This window comes from Mycobacterium colombiense (assembly GCF_003284975.1).
Taxonomy (GTDB): domain Bacteria; phylum Actinomycetota; class Actinomycetes; order Mycobacteriales; family Mycobacteriaceae; genus Mycobacterium; species Mycobacterium europaeum_A.
The window spans coordinates 1-17,352 of sequence record NZ_QMEU01000096.1; the positions used below are offsets into that span (position 1 = coordinate 1).

General features: G+C 67.2%; 14 protein-coding genes and 1 pseudogene. 6 read left to right on the top strand and 9 right to left on the bottom strand.

Translation table 11 applies throughout. The annotated features are described in order from the left end of the window. A pseudogene (locus DQP58_RS21340) lies at positions 1–182 on the top strand (MFS transporter); the annotation flags it as partial. Between the two features lie 18 nt (positions 183–200). Here the strand turns inward: DQP58_RS21340 and DQP58_RS21345 are convergent. After that, on the bottom strand, positions 201–1,784 hold the full coding sequence (locus DQP58_RS21345; protein ID WP_112710193.1) for a glycosyltransferase family 39 protein: 1,584 nt from the start codon (positions 1,782–1,784) through the stop codon (positions 201–203). 285 nt (positions 1,785–2,069) lie between these two features. On the opposite strand from DQP58_RS21345, the gene DQP58_RS21350 reads away from it, so the two are divergent. Then, positions 2,070–2,513 carry a universal stress protein gene (locus DQP58_RS21350; protein WP_066861503.1) on the top strand — a complete coding sequence of 148 codons (444 nt, stop codon included), beginning with the start codon at positions 2,070–2,072 and terminating at the stop codon, positions 2,511–2,513. Between the two features lie 10 nt (positions 2,514–2,523). Here the strand turns inward: DQP58_RS21350 and DQP58_RS21355 are convergent, their stop codons facing one another. Further along, positions 2,524–3,201: an MBL fold metallo-hydrolase gene (locus tag DQP58_RS21355; protein WP_067179859.1), complete on the bottom strand. Its 678-nt coding sequence runs from the start codon at positions 3,199–3,201 to the stop codon at positions 2,524–2,526. A 142-nt stretch (positions 3,202–3,343) separates the two neighbouring features. Between DQP58_RS21355 and uvrA the strand changes: the two genes are divergently transcribed. Then, on the top strand, positions 3,344–6,265 hold the full coding sequence (gene uvrA, locus DQP58_RS21360; RefSeq protein ID WP_112710194.1) for an excinuclease ABC subunit UvrA: 2,922 nt from the start codon (positions 3,344–3,346) through the stop codon (positions 6,263–6,265). A 9-nt stretch (positions 6,266–6,274) separates the two neighbouring features. Here uvrA and DQP58_RS21365 read toward each other — a convergent pair whose 3' ends face one another. Further along, entirely contained in the window at positions 6,275–6,523 is a 249-nt protein-coding gene (locus DQP58_RS21365) for a hypothetical protein (RefSeq protein WP_112710201.1), read from the bottom strand. Positions 6,524–6,778: 255 nt separating this feature from the next. Between DQP58_RS21365 and DQP58_RS21370 the strand changes: the two genes are divergently transcribed. Next, positions 6,779–7,495, top strand: coding sequence for a hypothetical protein (locus tag DQP58_RS21370; protein WP_112710195.1), 717 nt, complete (start codon positions 6,779–6,781; stop codon positions 7,493–7,495). 124 nt (positions 7,496–7,619) lie between these two features. Then, on the top strand, positions 7,620–8,222 hold the full coding sequence (locus DQP58_RS21375) for a class I SAM-dependent methyltransferase (protein ID WP_112710196.1): 603 nt from the start codon (positions 7,620–7,622) through the stop codon (positions 8,220–8,222). Positions 8,223–8,243: 21 nt separating this feature from the next. Here DQP58_RS21375 and DQP58_RS21380 read toward each other — a convergent pair whose 3' ends face one another. Both DQP58_RS21380 and DQP58_RS21385 read right to left on the bottom strand, forming a co-directional pair. After that, on the bottom strand, positions 8,244–10,109 hold the full coding sequence (locus DQP58_RS21380; protein ID WP_112710197.1) for a putative bifunctional diguanylate cyclase/phosphodiesterase: 1,866 nt from the start codon (positions 10,107–10,109) through the stop codon (positions 8,244–8,246). Between the two features lie 152 nt (positions 10,110–10,261). Beyond that, positions 10,262–11,653, bottom strand: a complete 1,392-nt coding sequence (locus tag DQP58_RS21385; protein ID WP_112710198.1) for a cytochrome P450 — start codon at positions 11,651–11,653, stop codon at positions 10,262–10,264. Between the two features lie 247 nt (positions 11,654–11,900). Here DQP58_RS21385 and DQP58_RS21390 point away from each other — a divergent pair, with 247 nt between their 5' ends. Then, positions 11,901–12,770 (top strand): class I SAM-dependent methyltransferase, encoded by an 870-nt coding sequence (locus DQP58_RS21390; protein ID WP_240630027.1) that lies wholly within the window; start codon positions 11,901–11,903, stop codon positions 12,768–12,770. 43 nt (positions 12,771–12,813) lie between these two features. Here the strand turns inward: DQP58_RS21390 and DQP58_RS21395 are convergent, their stop codons facing one another. The 4 genes from DQP58_RS21395 to DQP58_RS21410 all read right to left on the bottom strand — a co-directional run. Then, positions 12,814–14,946 carry an Rv1355c family protein gene (locus DQP58_RS21395; RefSeq protein WP_112710199.1) on the bottom strand — a complete coding sequence of 711 codons (2,133 nt, stop codon included), beginning with the start codon at positions 14,944–14,946 and terminating at the stop codon, positions 12,814–12,816. 63 nt (positions 14,947–15,009) lie between these two features. Then, positions 15,010–15,672: a TetR/AcrR family transcriptional regulator gene (locus DQP58_RS21400; RefSeq protein WP_112710200.1), complete on the bottom strand. Its 663-nt coding sequence runs from the start codon at positions 15,670–15,672 to the stop codon at positions 15,010–15,012. Positions 15,673–15,829: 157 nt separating this feature from the next. Continuing rightward, positions 15,830–16,249 carry a DUF6653 family protein gene (locus DQP58_RS21405; protein WP_240630030.1) on the bottom strand — a complete coding sequence of 140 codons (420 nt, stop codon included), beginning with the start codon at positions 16,247–16,249 and terminating at the stop codon, positions 15,830–15,832. Between the two features lie 5 nt (positions 16,250–16,254). Continuing rightward, on the bottom strand, positions 16,255–17,352 hold a 1,098-nt coding region (locus DQP58_RS21410), incomplete at its 5' end, for an alpha/beta hydrolase (protein ID WP_112710204.1).

Here is a 17,352-nt window from a genome sequence, read left to right on the forward strand (position 1 = left end):
CGTCCGCGGCGATCGGCGCCGGACTGGCGGGCGTCGTCGTCAACACCGCCACCGGCGGCGAGGGGATGGCCCCGCACCTGCTGTTCACGGTGTTCACCGCGCTGAGCGCCGCCGGTGTGGCGGTGTCCTCCGCCGCGACGCGCGCCAACCGCCAAGCCCAGCCGGTCGGCACCGGCGGTTGAGTTCAGTCAGCGGCGAAATCACCGCGTGGACTTGACCACCTGCGAGTAGTGGAACTGCCACCGTTCGACGATGTGGAAGCCGAGGTAGCCCGGGAATCGGTACGCCGGGGCGCGCCCGAACGCGGATCCGGGCGGTAGCGATGCGCCGGCTTGATGGTCCGGCAGCGAATTGTCCTTGTTGGTGATCGTCCAGATCGCCGGGCATTTGTTGATTTTGGCGGTCGTCAGCCACACGGCGACGTGCCCGTCCCACAGCGATCCCACCTTCGGCCCGTAGGCGCCGCGCTCGACGTCGATCAACGACCGGAAGGCCGCCGGTCGGGTGGCCAGCAGCGCGCGAATCGGCCCGGGCTTCCACGGGACGGTGTTGTCCACCATCAGGCAGTCGCCGGGGGCGGCGTGCGAGCTGATCAGATCGGCTACCTGGCTGTAGTCCCAGCCCTCCTTGGCGTACGGCCACCGTTGCACGAACAGGTAATTCGGCAAGGCGGCGACGGCGAACAACAGCACCGCGCCGGCGATCGGCCAGGGCCGACGGGCGAGGGTGACGATGCAGACGGCCAAGACGACGGCCATCGCGGGTGCGGTGAAGATCAGGTAGCGCGGGTAGTAGATCGGTTCGATGACGGCCGAATACACGACGACCAGCGCGGTGGGAATCACCATCCACGCCGTGGCGATGATCAGCAACCGGCGCAGGTCGCCGGGCGGGGCCGGCACGCCGGCCAGCCGGGTCGCGACCGCCGCGACGAGCGACACCGCGCCGGCGATCGCGAAGGCCGCGCTGTGGTCGAAGTACTGGCGCAGGATGATGTCGAAGGCGTAATGCCAGCTGACGGGATAGATCCAGTTCACCTGCCACACCTGGTTGTGCGCGAACAGGATGAACGGCGTCATGGCCGCCACCGCGGCGACGGAGCCGGCGGTCCACCAGAGCGCCGCAGCTTTGCGGGCGCCCTTCGGGGCGAGCAGCGGCAGCATGGCGCCGTAGACCGGCACCAACAGCACCAGGTTGAGGTTGAGCAGGATCGCCAGCATCAACCCCAGCGCATACCAAACCCAGCCGCGCGGCCGGTTGCGCCGAACGGCGGCGACGAACAACACCGTCAGCCACACCGCCGCGGCGGCCACGAAGGCGTACGGACGGGCCTCCATGCCCGCCCAGGTGGTGCGCGGCAGGATGGCGAAGATCGCCCCCGCGCAGACCGCGGTGGGCCGGGTGGAGAACTGCCTGGTGAAGACCGTGACCCCGGCCGCGGCGGCACCGACGGCCAGCGAGCTCGGGAAACGCGACCAGAACTCGGTGGGCGGGAACAGGGCGAACCAGCCGTGCATCAGCAGGTAGTACGCCCCATGGACGGCGTCGATGTGGCCGAGCAACCGCCACAACTCCGGCAGGGTCCGGCTCGCCGATGCCGATATCGTCGCCCCCTCGTCGAACCACAGGGACGGCCGACAGGCCCAGGCCGCGCTGACAACGGTGGCGAACAGGGCGATCGTCCACGGGTCCAGCAACCTGCCGCGCGTGCCCCCGGGCCCGGGCTCGGCGCCGACATCTGCGGCGCGCGGCTCGAGAGCGGGCTCGAGGGTGGGCATGGACATGGTGGTTGTTACTTTAGGGCCGCGGCTCATGTAACGGCTCACAAACTGCGCCCGGCGCATTCATTGTTCGCGCCGACATTGGCGAAAAGCGGCTTAATGCAATGCCTTCCAGGGTGGCCGCACGCTTTTGATTGTTGTGCCATTGCCGATATTGTCCGTTGGCCCAGCCAGTGACCGCAAATAGCGGGCGCGCCACGCCGCGCGGTGTGGCTAATCTGCCTCCTGCGCAACGAGCAAACGCGCTACTGTCTTGGGTTGGCTGACCAACCGAAACTGGGAGGGTAAATGGGCGCCTATCGGACTGTGGTGGTAGGAACCGATGGCTCGGATTCGTCGATGCGCGCGGTAGAGAAGGCGGCACAGATCGCCGGTTCGGACGCCAAGCTAATCGTGGCGTCGGCATATTTGCCCCAACACGAGGACGCCCGGGCGGCCGACGTCCTGCGCGACGAAAGCTACAAGGTTTCGGGGACCGCGCCGATTTACGCGATTTTGCGTGACGCCAAGGACCGCGCCCACGCCGCCGGTGCGCAAAACATTGACGAGCGACCCATCGTCGGGGCGCCGGTCGACGCGCTGGTGCACCTCGCCGAGGAGGAGCAGGCCGATCTGCTCGTGGTCGGCAACGTCGGCTTGAGCACGATCGCCGGCCGGTTGCTGGGATCGGTGCCGGCCAACGTCTCGCGTCGAGCCAAGACCGACGTGCTGATCGTGCACACCACGTCCTAGCGTCGCGCGGCTACCAGCCCCGCTCGCGCCATTCGCCCAGGTGGGGACGTTCGGCGCCCAACGCCGTGTCGTCACCGTGTCCGGGGTAGATGACGGTGGAGTCGTCATAGACGTCGAACACCCGGGTGCTGACGTCCTCGATCAGCTGGGTGAAATCGCCCGGCTGCCAAGTCTTGCCGACGCCGCCCGGGAACAGGCAGTCGCCGGTGAACAACTGGGTGACGCCGCCGGTCGCCGGGCCGTCTAGGGCCAGCGCGATCGATCCCGGGGTATGCCCGCGCAAATGGATGACGTCAAAGGTCAGCTCACCGATCTGCACGGTGTCACCGCCCGACAGCAAACGGTCCGGTTTGACCGGCAGCGGCTCCGCGTCGATCTCGTTGGCGGCGGTCGGCGCGCCGGTGGCGGCGGCCACCGCCTCCAGCGCCTGCCAGTGATCGAAGTGCTGGTGACTGGTCACGATCAGCGATACCTTCGGCGCGTGCTGCCGGATCAGATCGATCAGGACGTCCGCGTCGTTGGCGGCGTCGATCAATAGTGTTTCGCCGGTAGCGGAACAAGTGATCAGATACGCATTGTTGTCCATGGGGCCGACCGAGACCTTTAGGATCGTGGCGCCGGGTAGGGTCCGGCGGGCCGCGGTGCCGGGGTCGACGTGTCCGGTGTAGTTGTCGTCCACTGCAGTCATACCGGTCACGCTACTGGTCAAAACTTGCTTGTCGGTATGGACACATAGCATGGAATGCGCCGTGCGCAATTCCGGTCCGGGATGCGCACGGGGCTACCAGGAGGCCACGAGAAGTTGCCGGAAAGTTCTGAGAGGGGCAGCGTTGGCTGACCGTCTGATCGTCAAGGGCGCCCGCGAACACAACCTGCGCGGCGTCGATCTCGACCTGCCCCGCGACGCGCTGATCGTCTTTACCGGGCTGTCGGGTTCGGGAAAATCGTCGCTGGCCTTCGACACGATTTTCGCCGAGGGGCAGCGCCGCTACGTGGAGTCCCTGTCGGCCTACGCCCGCCAGTTCCTGGGCCAGATGGACAAGCCCGACGTCGACTTCATCGAGGGGCTCTCCCCGGCGGTGTCCATCGACCAGAAGTCCACCAACCGCAACCCGCGATCGACCGTCGGCACGATCACCGAGGTCTACGACTACCTGCGGCTGCTCTACGCGCGGGCCGGCACGCCGCACTGCCCGATCTGTGGCGAGCGGATCGCCCGGCAGACTCCGCAGCAAATCGTCGATCAGGTGCTGGCGATGCCCGAGGGCACCCGGTTCCTGGTGCTCGCCCCGGTGGTGCGCACCCGCAAGGGCGAATTCGCCGACCTCTTCGAGAAGCTCAACGCCCAGGGCTACAGCCGGGTGCGGGTCGACGGTGTCGTGCATTCGCTGACCGACCCGCCGAAGCTGAAGAAGCAGGAAAAGCACGACATCGAGGTGGTGGTGGACCGCCTCACCGTCAAGGCGTCCGCCAAGCAGCGGCTGACCGATTCGGTGGAGACCGCGCTGAACCTGGCGGACGGCATCGTGGTGCTCGAGTTCATCGACCACGAACACGACGCGCACAACCGGGAGCAGCGGTTCTCCGAGAAGCTGGCCTGCCCCAACGGGCACGCGCTGGCTGTCGACGACCTGGAACCGCGGTCGTTCTCGTTCAACTCGCCCTACGGCGCCTGCCCCGAGTGCAGCGGCCTGGGCATCCGCAAGGAGGTCGACCCCGACCTGGTGGTGCCCGACCCCGAACGCACCCTGGCCGAAGGCGCGGTGGCCCCGTGGTCGACGGGCCACACCGCGGAGTACTTCACCCGGATGATGGCCGGGCTCGGCGACGAGCTGGGCTTCGACGTCGACACCCCGTGGCGCAAACTCCCGGCCAAGGCCCGCAAGGCGATTCTCGAGGGCTCCGACCACCAGGTGCATGTGCGGTACCGCAACCGGTACGGGCGCACCCGGTCCTACTACGCCGATTTCGAGGGCGTGCTGGCGTTTTTGCAGCGCAAGATGGCGCAGACCGAATCCGAGCAGATGAAGGAACGCTACGAAGGCTTCATGCGTGACGTGCCCTGCCCGGTGTGTGAGGGCACCCGGCTCAAGCCGGAGATCCTGGCCGTGACGCTGGCTGGGGAATCTGGGGGCGAGAGGGCTGCGAAATCCATCGCCGAGGTCTGTGAGCTGTCCATCTCGGACTGCGCGGATTTCCTGAACGCCCTCACCCTCGGCGTCCGCGAGAAGGCGATCGCCGGGCAGGTGCTCAAGGAAATCCAGTCGCGGCTGGGCTTTTTGCTCGACGTCGGGCTCGAGTACCTGTCGCTGTCACGCGCCGCGGCCACGCTGTCCGGCGGTGAGGCGCAACGCATTCGGCTGGCCACCCAGATCGGGTCCGGTCTGGTCGGTGTGCTCTATGTGCTCGACGAGCCGTCCATCGGGCTGCATCAGCGCGACAACCGCCGGCTCATCGAAACTCTCACTCGGCTAAGGGGTTTGGGCAACACGCTGATCGTCGTCGAGCACGACGAGGACACCATCGCCCACGCCGACTGGATCGTCGACATCGGCCCGCGGGCCGGTGAGCACGGCGGCGAGATCGTGCACAGCGGCACCTACAGTGAGCTTTTGGCGAACAAGGACTCGATCACCGGCGCCTACCTGTCGGGCAAGGAACGCATCGAGATGCCCGCCAAGCGGCGCCCGGTCGACAAGCGGCGGCTCACCGTCGTCGGCGCCCGCGAGCACAACCTGCGCGGCATCGACGTCTCGTTCCCGCTCGGCGTCCTGACCTCGGTGACCGGGGTGTCGGGTTCCGGCAAATCGACCCTGGTGAACGACATCCTGGCGGCGGTGCTGGCCAACCGGCTCAACGGCGCCCGGCAGGTTCCCGGCCGGCACACCCGGGTCACCGGGCTGGACCACCTGGACAAGCTGGTGCGGGTGGACCAGTCACCGATCGGCCGCACGCCGCGGTCCAACCCGGCCACCTACACCGGGGTGTTCGACAAGATCCGCACCCTGTTCGCGGCCACCACCGAGGCCAAAGTCCGTGGCTATCAACCGGGCCGGTTCTCGTTCAACGTCAAGGGCGGCCGCTGCGAGGCGTGCACCGGCGACGGCACCATCAAGATCGAGATGAACTTCCTGCCCGACGTGTATGTGCCCTGCGAGGTCTGCCACGGCGCCCGCTACAACCGGGAAACCCTCGAGGTGCATTACAAGGGCAAGACCATCTCCGAAGTGCTGGACATGTCCATCGAGGAGGCGGCGGAGTTCTTCGAGCCCATCACCGGCATCCACCGCTACCTGCGCACCCTGGTCGACGTCGGGCTGGGCTATGTGCGGCTCGGCCAGCCCGCGCCGACGCTGTCCGGCGGCGAGGCGCAGCGCGTCAAGCTGGCCGCGGAACTGCAGAAGCGCTCGACCGGGCGCACGGTCTACATCCTCGACGAGCCCACCACGGGCCTGCATTTCGACGACATCCGCAAGCTGCTGAAGGTCATCAACGGCCTTGTCGACAAAGGCAATACGGTCATCGTCATCGAACACAACCTGGACGTGATCAAGACCTCCGACTGGATCGTCGACATGGGGCCCGAAGGTGGCGCCGAGGGCGGAACCGTTGTCGCGGAAGGCACTCCGGAGGACGTCGCCGCGGTGCCCGAGAGCTACACCGGCAAGTTCCTCGCCGAGGTGATCGGCCGTAGCCCGGCGGCATCGGGCGCCCCGCAGCGATCGAACCGGCGCCGCAAAGTCACCGCCTAAGCCTGCGCGTCAACTGTTCTCGGGCTTCATCGCGTCGCGGATCTGGGCCAGTCGCTCGGCCGCGGCGCGCCGGCGTTCGTCGTACTGTTCTGAGACCGAACGGCCCTCGGGTGATTCCGCATCGAGCTCGGCGGCGCCTTGCGCCGTCGCGTGGCGGGCCTCGATCTGGTCGCGCACCGACTCGAAAGTCGGCACACCGGAGTCGTCGTACTCCGGGCCGGGTCCGGCGGCGCCGGAAGTGGTGGGTTTGTCGGGCATGCCGTCACGGTACTGCCACGAGCGGCCGAAATAGTACGCCTTCGTAATGAATGCGGAAGCGTCGATACCGGCGTCGCCGCCCGGGCGACCAAAACAAAAGGTACACAAGGGTCTTTTGCGCCCCATTGCATCGCCGGGCGGTCGAATTTGTCCGGTTATGTCACAATTCCTTTGGTTAATTCGTCGCGAGTCGAATTAGCAAACCAAGCTCTCAAAAATTACCCGTTAGTAACGGCGAATAAGCGGAGGTCACGGATGGAAGCGGCACAACTCACGGGAATCGGGATTGACGCCCCGTGGTCGGACACCGGGTTCGGTTGGCGCGACCATGCGACGGGATGCTGGGTCACCGCGGCGACGCCGCAGGCAGAGCCCGTGCTGTGGAATCAGTACCTGGACGGCGCGCTGGACAGTTATCGGCGGCACGGGCTGGATTGGGTGCTCGACGTCGACAAGATTCGCGACGGCGCCGACACGGCATTGTTTTTTGTCGTGCTCGATCCACAAGGCCGGGTGGTCGGAGGCACGCGGGTGGTGGGACCCCTGCGTTCGCCGGAGGACTCCCACGCTCTCGAGGAATGGAAAGGCAATCCGGGGCTTCCCTTGCTGCGCCATATGATTTCCAACCGGCTTCCGTTTGGCGTCGTGGAGGTGAAAAGCGCGTGGACCAATTCGCGCGAATATGGCAATCGGGCGCTGTCCACGGTGCTGGCGCGTACCGCGCTGCCGATGATGACGCTGTTGGGCGTGCAGTTCGTGATGGCCACCGCGGCCGCGCACGTGCTGGAGCAGTGGCAGTCCTCCGGGGGCGTCGTGGCCAACCGGGTAACCGCGGCGGCGTATCCCACTGACGACTACCGGACCAAGGTGATGTGGTGGGATCGCCGCACCCTTGCCACGCATGCCGAGCCCGGACAATTCAAGCTGATGTGCGCCGAGAACGCCGAAATCCTCAGCCGCATCTCGGCATAGTACGAAATGACGTGGTGCCGAGGCGTTCCCGGGCGGCCGCGAAGTGTGCTGGGTCGCCGCATCGCACCGGTGCGACCGGCAACGCGATGGCGGGCCGGTTGGCGCGAATGTCATGATTGCGGCTATGGCTTCTCGACACACGCGATTTCGGTTCTTCTACCGGATCGGCTTCACGCCGTGGGAGGGCCACCCGATCGGCCAAGGTCTGCGGGATCTCGTCGAGGGAACTCCGGACACGCCCGCGCTGCCCGCCGGGCGGGCCCTCGACGTCGGTTGCGGCACCGGGGACTGCGCCGTCTACCTCGCCCAGCAGGGCTGGCAGGTCACCGGGGTCGACTACGTCGCGAAGCCGCTCGACAAAGCGCAGGCGAAAGCCGGCAAGGCCGGTGTCGCCGTCGACTTCGTGCGCGCCGACGTGACGCAGCTGAGCCAGTCCGGGATCGGAACAGGCTTCGACCTGATCGTCGACAACGGCTGCATCCACAACATGAGTGGCGCCGACCGTGACGCGTACGTCCGGGAGGTCGGCGCCATGGCGGCACCCGGCGCGCGGCTGTTCATCGCCGCATTCCCGCCCGGGGGCCGGTTCGGCGTGCCGGGCATCGGTCACGCCGAGATCCAACAACGTTTCACAGCCGACTGGACGCTGCTGTTCACCGGCGACGAGCAGGAGCTCGACGACAGGAAGACCCCGGCGTATTACTACCTGCTCCAATATCGCGCCTGAGCGCCCGTGCGTTCGGGGGGTTTAGACCGCGTTCCCTGTTCCCGAGAACCGGGTGGTGGAGAAGTTCATCGGTATGGCGCGCTTGGCCAGGAGCGACTCCATCGCCGTGCTGTCGAGCGGGCGGGACAACAGAAACCCCTGTGCGCGATGGCATCCCAGGCTGAGCAGCCTCTCGGCCGCGGCCACGGATTCCACCCCCTCGGCCACGGCGTCGAGCCCGAACGCGTCGGCCAGGGCCATCGTCGAGCGCACGATCGCCAGGTCGCCGGCGTTGGTGTCCAGACTCTGGACAAACCCCTTGTCGATCTTCAGCGAATCGACGGGCAGAGATTTCAGATAGGTCAGCACGCTGTAGCCGGTGCCGAAGTCGTCGATGGCGATCTGTACCCCGACGTCCTTCAATCCGAACAACGTCTGACGTGTGGCGTCGATATCTTGGACCACAACGCTTTCGGTGATTTCCAGACATACGGTGCTGGGATCGAGCCCGAACTCGTCGAGGGTGGCCGCGACGCTGTCAACGATACCGGCGGTGACGAGCTGCACGGGGGAGACGTTGATTCGAAGCACCGTGCCGTTGCCGATACCGTGTGACCGCCAGAGCCCGAATTGCGCACACGCCGAGCGCATTACGAGGCGCCCCAGTTTGGCACCGAGGTTGATCGATTCCACGACCTGGATGAACGAATCGGGCATCAGCAGCCCCAGAGTCGGGTGTTGCCAACGGATCAGCGCCTCGGTGCCCAGGATCTCCCCGGTGCGCATGTCGAACTCCGGCAGGTAGTGGAGGACCAATGCGCCGCCACCGCCCTCGATCATCCCCTCCAGGTGCAGCTCGATGTCGTTGCGGATCATGTCGGTTGTCGACATTTCCGGGCGGAAGGTCGCGACGCTGTTGCCGCCGGACGCCTTGGCCGACCGGGTGGCCTGGTCGACCCGCCGGAGCAGGTCCGACGTGGTCTCGTCCCCGGGTAGGCCGGCCGCGACGCCGATACTTACGGTGCGACTGAGCATCTCACCGTCGATGGGGATCGGTAGGTGGACCCGCTCGTGCAGCGAGCTTGCGAACGTTTCGGCGGCCTCGACATCCATCGCCCCGGCGGGCACGATGCCGAACTCGTCGCCGCCGAAGCGGGCGATGACGGAGGGAATCTCGGTGGCCTCGCGCAGCAGCGCGGCGAACTTCTCGATGAATCGGTCGCCGGCGTCCTGGCCGAGGCGACCGTTGATGACCTTGAAGCGGTCTATGGCGAGGAACACGACCGAGACCGGGCCGGGCTGTCCCTTCGCGAGCCGGTCGTCGAGGTAGGCGATGAGCGCCCTGCGGTTCAGTAGCCCGGTGAGTTCGTCGTGCTCAGCAAGGTAGTGAATTTGCTGTTCGGCGACGACGCGGGCCTGCAGTTGCGCGAACAGGGCGGCGATCGCCTGGAGCGCGTTGAGTTCTTCGGATAGCCATTCACGGTCGCCGAGCTTGCCGAAGGCGAGCGTGCCGGTGGTGACATCGCCGGACAGCAGCGGAACGGCGGCCAGCGAGACGGCGGGAGCTCCGGTGCCCTCCTCGATCCGGTGCTGGTAGTCGGCGTTCTCGGGCTCGGGACGGACCACCTCGGGCACCTTGAGATGTTCGGTCCGCGCGAAGATCGAGTCGGCATCGGCGAAATACACCAGACCGATCGGGTCCGGGTCGGCGTTGCGTGGCGGGAATTCGGCGATGAGGCGCGTCGCGCGGATGGTGTGGTCGTTGTGGCGCAGGAAGCTGAAGTCCACCCCCAGGTCGCGAACCAGGTTGCCGAGCACGCGTTGGCTGATCGCGGCAGAGTCCGCCACGGTGGCCGCCATCAACTCGGCGGCGGCAGCGGTGACCAGGTGGTCCAGTGTGCCCGACATTGCCCTAACCGTAGCGGTAACCGATGCGCTGCGTTTGGCATTGCATAGGGCGTCTAGCAATGATTCGCTCACGTTGACGCCCAACTGTGATCAAGGCCGCATGGGCTCGGCAACGATGCGGTTTCTCGACGATCCGACGCCGCGCGAGGGCGTTAGCTGGTCGGCGAATCGGGCTGGCGACGCGGTCGAATGCGAGCGGGGACCGGACCGCCGGCGATCATGGTGAAGTGCAGTGCGAGCGGAAATTCGTCATCCAGAGAGCGGATTTCGGCTCGGCGGACCAGCGTTGCCAAGGCGAGTGTCACTTCGAGCATGGCGAAATGGTCGCCGATGCAGGAGCGCGGTCCGCCACCGAATGGCAGGTACTGCCACCGATCGAGCGCCTTGAAGTTCTCCGGACTGAACCTCTCGGGGTCGAACCGAAGTGGATCCTGCCAAAGTTGCGGGTCGCGCTGTACGGCCATTCGCCCGACGATGAGCATGGTGCCCTTCGGCACCCGATAGCCGGCCACCGCGACGTCGCGAGAGGCCATGCGCGTGCCGGTGGGGGCCGGCGGGCACAGGCGAAGCGACTCCCGTATCACCTGCATGGTGTATCCGAGCCGGGGCAGGTCGCCGGACGTCAGCGGCCGATCCGGTAGGGCCGCGACCTCGGCGGCCACCCGCTCTTGGTAATCGGGGTGGTGTCCCAAAGCCCACAGGGCATAGGTCAAGGCCGTCGCCGTGGTGTCGTGGCCGGCGAAGAGGAACATGACCAGCTCGTCGCAGATCTCCTTATCGGTCAACCGCTTTCCGGTCACCGGATCCTGCGCCGCGATGAGCGCGTGGACCAGCGGTGCGACTCGTGTCGGATCGGCGCGACAGTCTCGCAGGATCTCCTGCGTCAGGGCGTGCAGTTTGGCGCTTGCCGCTCGCGCGCGCCGCCGCGCCGGTGTGGGCAACCAGCGAGGCGCACGAAGCGGATTCGTCGCACGCCTGACCGCGTAGGCCAACGCGACCCGTAGCGGCTCGACAACCTCGTCGGCCCGCTGTTCCAGGTCGAGTCCGAGCACCGATCGGCCCAGCGCGCGCAGCGTGATCGTGCGGCATTCGGCGTCCAGATCGATGACGGCACCGTCCTGCCACCCCTCGCTCACCGATTGCGCCGCCTGCTCCATGTGGCCGCCGAACTCGCTCACCCGCTGTTTGGTGAACACCGGCTGTAGGGTGCGCCGACGTGACTTCCATGGCTCGAAGGGAAGATCGGTGAGACTGGCGCCGATGATGTGGCGCACCTGCTCGAAGACCGGTGTGGTCTTGTCGACGGAATCGTCTTTGGTACTGAGGATGTCGCGGATGGCTTCCGGAGACGTCGCAAGCACCATCGGCGGCATCAGCCATCGCGGCCCCAAGGTGAAAAAGCTCACCCGGCCGCCGGCATCACGCAGCCTTTCCGTCCCGGTGCTGAATTCGCGCACCGCCGCGAGGCGCTGACGAAAGGGCATCGGGTTCACCGGCGGCAGGGGTAAGTACTTGATTTCGTCACTCGCCAGGGCCTGAACCACGCGTACCTCCCGCGGATAATGATGTTGCCTACGCCGATCCGGTAGGACCGCGCAGGCCACAAGCTTGCCTGCCCCCGCTGACCGGACAAGTATTCCAGCACATCCGTTTCGACGCGGCGAATTCACCGGGCTGCCAGTGAAATTGCAGGGACGGGTTGATAATCATGTGCGACAGTTCGGCCCAGTGCTCGACCGTCGCCAGAACCTGACCCGAAATCGATGACGCGGACTCCATGAAAGGTTGAGGGTGAACAGAATTCGGCCCCTGTGGCGGATGCCCGGCATCGTCTTGCGTGAGCGGTCGCATCCGGAAGGGCGTGAGCGCATTCCTGAGCCGATGGTGGTGGACGATCCGGAGTCCGTTGCCCAGTTTCACACCGGTGGCGGATCCAACCCGGGGATGCTCGCGGTGTACGACTTGTGCGCTCGGGCGCTTGATGCGCTGCTGCCGCCCGACGGCCACCTGCTGGACCTCGGCGTCGGTTCAGGCCGTGCGCTCAGCGCCGTGCTGCGCCGACGCCCCGACGTTCGGGCCACCGCCATCGATCTCGCCCCGAACATGCTGTCCACGGCGCGGGAGCTGTTCGACGCCGAAGGTCTGGGGGACCGCGTCGAACTGCGCCAGGAGGACATCACGGCGCTGCCGGAGCAGATTTCAACGCGTCCGTGGGACGCCATCTCCTGCATGTGGACCCTGCATCAGCTACCGGATTTCGACACCTTGCGTGGCGCCCTCCGGCAGATCGCCGACCTCCAGCGCCGCAGCGGTGCGGCACTGTGGATTTCCGATTTTCAGCGCCTGCGGGACCCGGCGGCCGCCCCGAAGATGCTCGAGATCGCCGACCCCGCGTCGCCGGCCGTCCTGCGCCAAGACGCCATTGCAAGCGAGGCGGCGGCGTTCACCATCGCGGAACTGTCGACAGAGCTCGCCGCAGCGGGACTGCACGAAATGCATTGCGGCCACTCGACACCGGTGCCCTACCTGCAGGCGTACTGGACATTCGGGTCGCGCGGCGAACCGCACGGCGTGACCGGCACGCGTGACCCTGGGCTGCGCGGTAGGGCCCGCTTCGAGTCGGCGCTGTTGCGATGGGGATTCACGGCGAAACCGTTCTGAGGTGCTGTGGCGCCGATGGTGCTCGCCGCCCGACCGCGGCGGATCAGGGGCCCTCTGCGCGGACCCGACTCACGCTGCGGCGACTGGCCACAGACGGTGGCGGCGCGGTGGTCAAGCGCAAGGCCAGCACGATGGATTCTTCGGGAGCGGTCGCGGTGAGGCGCACGAAATCGTCTTGCAATCGCGCCAATTCGCCGGCGAAACCGGCCGACAACTCGCGCAGATCGGCGGCATTTCGCGCGTGCAGGAAGACCGGTGACAACGGCCGGACGGCGAGGCCTTCGCGCTGGGCCACGATCCATACTGCCTCGACGGCCGACCCGCCGCGGACGTAGTCACTAAGGCGACTTCCGGTTACGGTCAGCACCGCCAGCGCGGAACTGCCGAGGACTTCGTCGCGCATGCCGTCGCCCAAGGCGCTGCCGGCGTTCCATTCTGCAAGGTAAGCCATGACGTCGGGGCGGCGCACGATATCCATCAGCGCCAGGTCGCTGGCTTCGAGTTCGAGGGAGCGTACGTCGATACCGGTGTCGGAGTCGGGATCTCCAGGCCAGCGCAGCTCCGAGACCATCTCGCTGTGCAGTTGCCGCGTCAGGTACCGGATGCGGTCGGCCGCACCGAAAATCGTTGCGGCCCGCGAAAGGTCGTCTCGCTCGGTGAGTAGGTGCAGCCGCGCACCCTCGCGCTCGGCGGTGACGGTGAGCAATTTGGCCGTCTGATCATCGAGCGGTTGTGGCGTTCCGCGATGACGGTTGGTCTCGCGCGCGAGCATCGGTTCGTACAGATCGGCCAGGACGGGGTCGTTGCCGTTTCCGAAGTGCATGGTGGCCCGTACCGGAGACCCGGCTGCGTCCTCGGAAACGCTCACCGGGCCGAGCATCCCACGGGCGGCGGCGGCGATTCTGACGTTGTACAACGCGGCCCCCACCGCGACAGCGCTGCCGCGGAAGCCGACGTCCATCGTCGAAGTATGTTCCGGGGCAACACTTATGGTGAGGCTGGTCGGTTGCGGGTCGATGCACCACGGCTGGCTGTTTCCCCCCGAGGGGGCGCGCATCGCGGCGGCGGCGATCGTGTCGTTGAATGCTGATGCGGCCGGGTCGCTTCCCGGTTCGGTGTCTCGCGCGGGGTGAAGCTGGGCCGTCTCGACTTCGTCGAGTTGGTCGAGCGCCGCGCCGGTGTCGATGCGGCACCGGCCGGATCTCAGGTTCTCACCCAATCCGATCCTGCGCACGGCCTCGGCCATCGCCGCAGCGCCGACGATGACATCGGATGCCAACTGCGGCCACGTCGACAGCGATCGGTCGATCTCGATGAGCGACGCGGCGGTGCGGGGCGAGATGCGCTCGGCTTCGTCGTAACGCAGCATGTGCGGGAGCTTCTCGCGGGTGCTCATGCCCGCCACCTGCTCGATATCGAGCTGATCCAGCAGCCCGTGCATGACCGGGCGCCCAGGGTTTTGATCGAAGCGTTCGACGTCGACCCGCCCCCGGTCGCTGGTCGCCATCAACACGGGGACCCGCCTGTCACGGGCCGCCATCCGCAGGGCGATCTTCATGTCGAGCGAATCGCACTCCTCGATGACGATGTCCAGTCCGTCCAGAAAGGCATCGATCGTGTCCGCGGTGATCCCGGCATCGAACACGTCCACCGCCAGGTAGGGATCGAGTTCGGCGATCCTGCGTGCCGCGACCTGAGCTTTGTTCAACCCGAGGTCGAACACGGTGGCCGGCACCCGATTCAGATTCGACAGTTCCAAGTGATCGAAATCCGCCAGCCGCAGGCGGCCACACAATCCCTGCACCGCCAAGGTGTGCGCGATGACATGGCCGACGCTCAGACCGGCGACGCCGATCGTCAGTGAGCTGAGCCTGGTCTGTTCCGCCACGGTGATGTTGTTTCTATTGCGATCAAGTCGTAGCGCCCGAAACCCGCGCGGCCCCAGCACCGCAACGGCCGCACGCCGCCACGGGTAGTACGCCCACCGGGCCCTTTCGTCGAGCAGCGTCGAATCCGGCGGGGGGCGCAGGCCGCGCAGATTGGCCAATTGCGCGTCGAGCCGGTCGACGATCTCGACGGTGGGATCGGCTCGCAGCCGCTCCAGTATCAGACGGTCGCCGGGTTCATCGGTGTCGAGAAGCTGCGCGCTCTGCGCGGTTACCGTGCGCTCGTCCATGGTGTTTCGTGTATAGCACCTGACCGGCGCGTCGGCCGCGGTAACGCGGCGCTTGGCCGCTCGTCAGGCGGTCACGCCCTCGTCCCGCGACTCCGTGTCCTCGAGGAACTGCCCGCGCCGGATCAGGCTCGTGACCGCGGCGTCCCAGCGTCGCAGCTGCGGCTCGCTGAAGAACGACTCACCCAGGTAGAGCTCGATATAGGGATGCAGAATGATCGCGCCGATGCGCAGGATGAGCGGATTGAGCGCCCCCCAGTCGGGATCGAGGTCTCCTCGCAGCTTGCCCTGTTGCCCGAATTGTGCGCCCTGGCCCGCGCTGATACCCACCAGCCCGGTGAAGATGACCGAACCCAGCGCGCCGCCCTCGGCGAGCGCACGCCCGAGATAGGTCATCACGTCGGGACGTTCGACCATCAGTGCCCTCAGACGACGCCCCGCCTCGGTGAGGCTGTCGGCGGCCGGCTCGGACGGCGTGCCGGCTGCCAACGCCTCGCTCACCGTCTGCAGGACGTACTGATCGACGGCGGCGCTCAGCGCGGCCTTGGTGCGAAAATGGTGCTGTATCAGCCCAATCGACACGTCCGCGGTCTCGGCGACCGCGCGCAGCGTCGTGGCGGCGATGCCGCGAACGGCAAAGCAGCTCAGCGCGGCGTCACGAATGCGCTCCTTGAGCGACGGCTCTGCTGGCGGGGGCGGGTCATACGGAAACAACCGGGTGGGTCCCACGGCCGGACAATACACCCGTATCGCGGCCCGGTACGAAGGTATCGGACCACCATATCCGCGCATCGTGACCGCGCTTGCGTTCCGCCGGAGCATGGGCGCGGCCACCCGCCTGCCCTCGTCGACGAAAGGCGTTCCCGCGCACCAGGTTCCGGCGACGCTACCGCGACCGCCGCTCGAGGTAGCGAACCATCTGTTCCCAGTACACCAGCGTCAACGTCATCTGCAGGGCGACGGCGATCAGCGCCGGTCGCAGCCGACGCCGGCGTGCGGCCAGCACCGCAACCACCGCGGCCGCCGACGACGCCACGCTGACCACCATCGCCGCGTCGCGAGGCCGGCGGGTGATCCACAGCTCCTCGCCCAGCATCGCCCGGGTGGACCAGGCGTGATGTTGCGCCGGCTTGCCGAACACCACCGGATTCACCGCCAGCCACAACGCAATCCAGACCGCGTGGCGCCATCGTCGCGTCCATATCGGGACCAGGATCAGCGGCGTGCTCGCCCACCGGGTCCATGCGCTCAGCGGATGGCAGTGCCGCGCGAACACCGCACGCCGAACGCGCGCAACCGGATACACCGGCGCTATCGCTTGGAATGTTCGGCCGGAACGACCACCGGGGCGCCGGCGCCCGGCGCGGACGCGGCGGGCAACGGGCTCCGCGGAATGCCCGGCGTGCCCAGCTCCCCGGCCAGCCAGGGCAGCGAGGCCGCGAACACCCGGTCCGCGAACGGCCAATCGTGCTTGCCGGGCTGCGGAACCACCGCGCAATCGATTCCGTTGGAGCGGCCGATCGCGCACAGCGAATAGGCGGCCGCCGTCTGATTGCCGGGATTGGCGGCCGCATCGCGTCCGGCGAGGCGGATGGCGCCGCTTTCGGCCAGCTGCAGGTCGCGGCGCGGCGGCGGCCCGTCGGACGAGATCGCGAACCAGCCGGCCACGTCGCGGTACGGCCCGTGCCGGCTGATCACCGTGGTCGGGTCGAAAGCCGCCCAGGCGTCGGCGTTTCCGCCGAACAGCCTGGCGATGGTCTGGGCCTTGTTGCCGGCGTTGGGGAAGAAGTCACCGGCGACGTCGACGAACGCGCTGAACAGGTCGGGGTGCATGACGGTCAGGTCGACGGCGCAGGTGCCGCCCATCGACCAGCCCGCGACGCCCCAGTTGGACCGGTGCGGACTGACCCCGAAGGTCGAAATCATGAATGGCACAACGTCTTTGGTCAGGTGATCGGCGGCATTGCCCCGGACCCCGTTGACGCATTCGGTGTCGTTGTTGAACGCGCCGCCGGAATCGACGAACACCAGCACCGGCGCCTTGCCGTCGTGTGCGGCCGCGAAGTCGTCGATCGTCTTGACCGCGTTGCCCGCCCGGGTCCAGTCGGCGGGTGTGTTGAATTGCCCGCCGATCATCATCACCGTCGGCAACGCCGGGGGCGGGGTGGTCGCGAACCATTCGGGCGGCAGGTAGACCAGCTCGCCGCGGTGTTTGAAGTGCGACCCGTCGGACGGGATCGCCACCGGCACCACGGTGCCGTGCGGCGGCCGGATTCGGCTGGCGGCCATGGCGGTAACGGTGGCCTGATCGGTCTGATCGGGCAGCGGCCCCGAGGTCAGCTGGCTCCACGCCGACTGCACGGTGGGGAAGTAGCCGACCCACAGGTTGAGCACCAGCGCCGCGCTGAG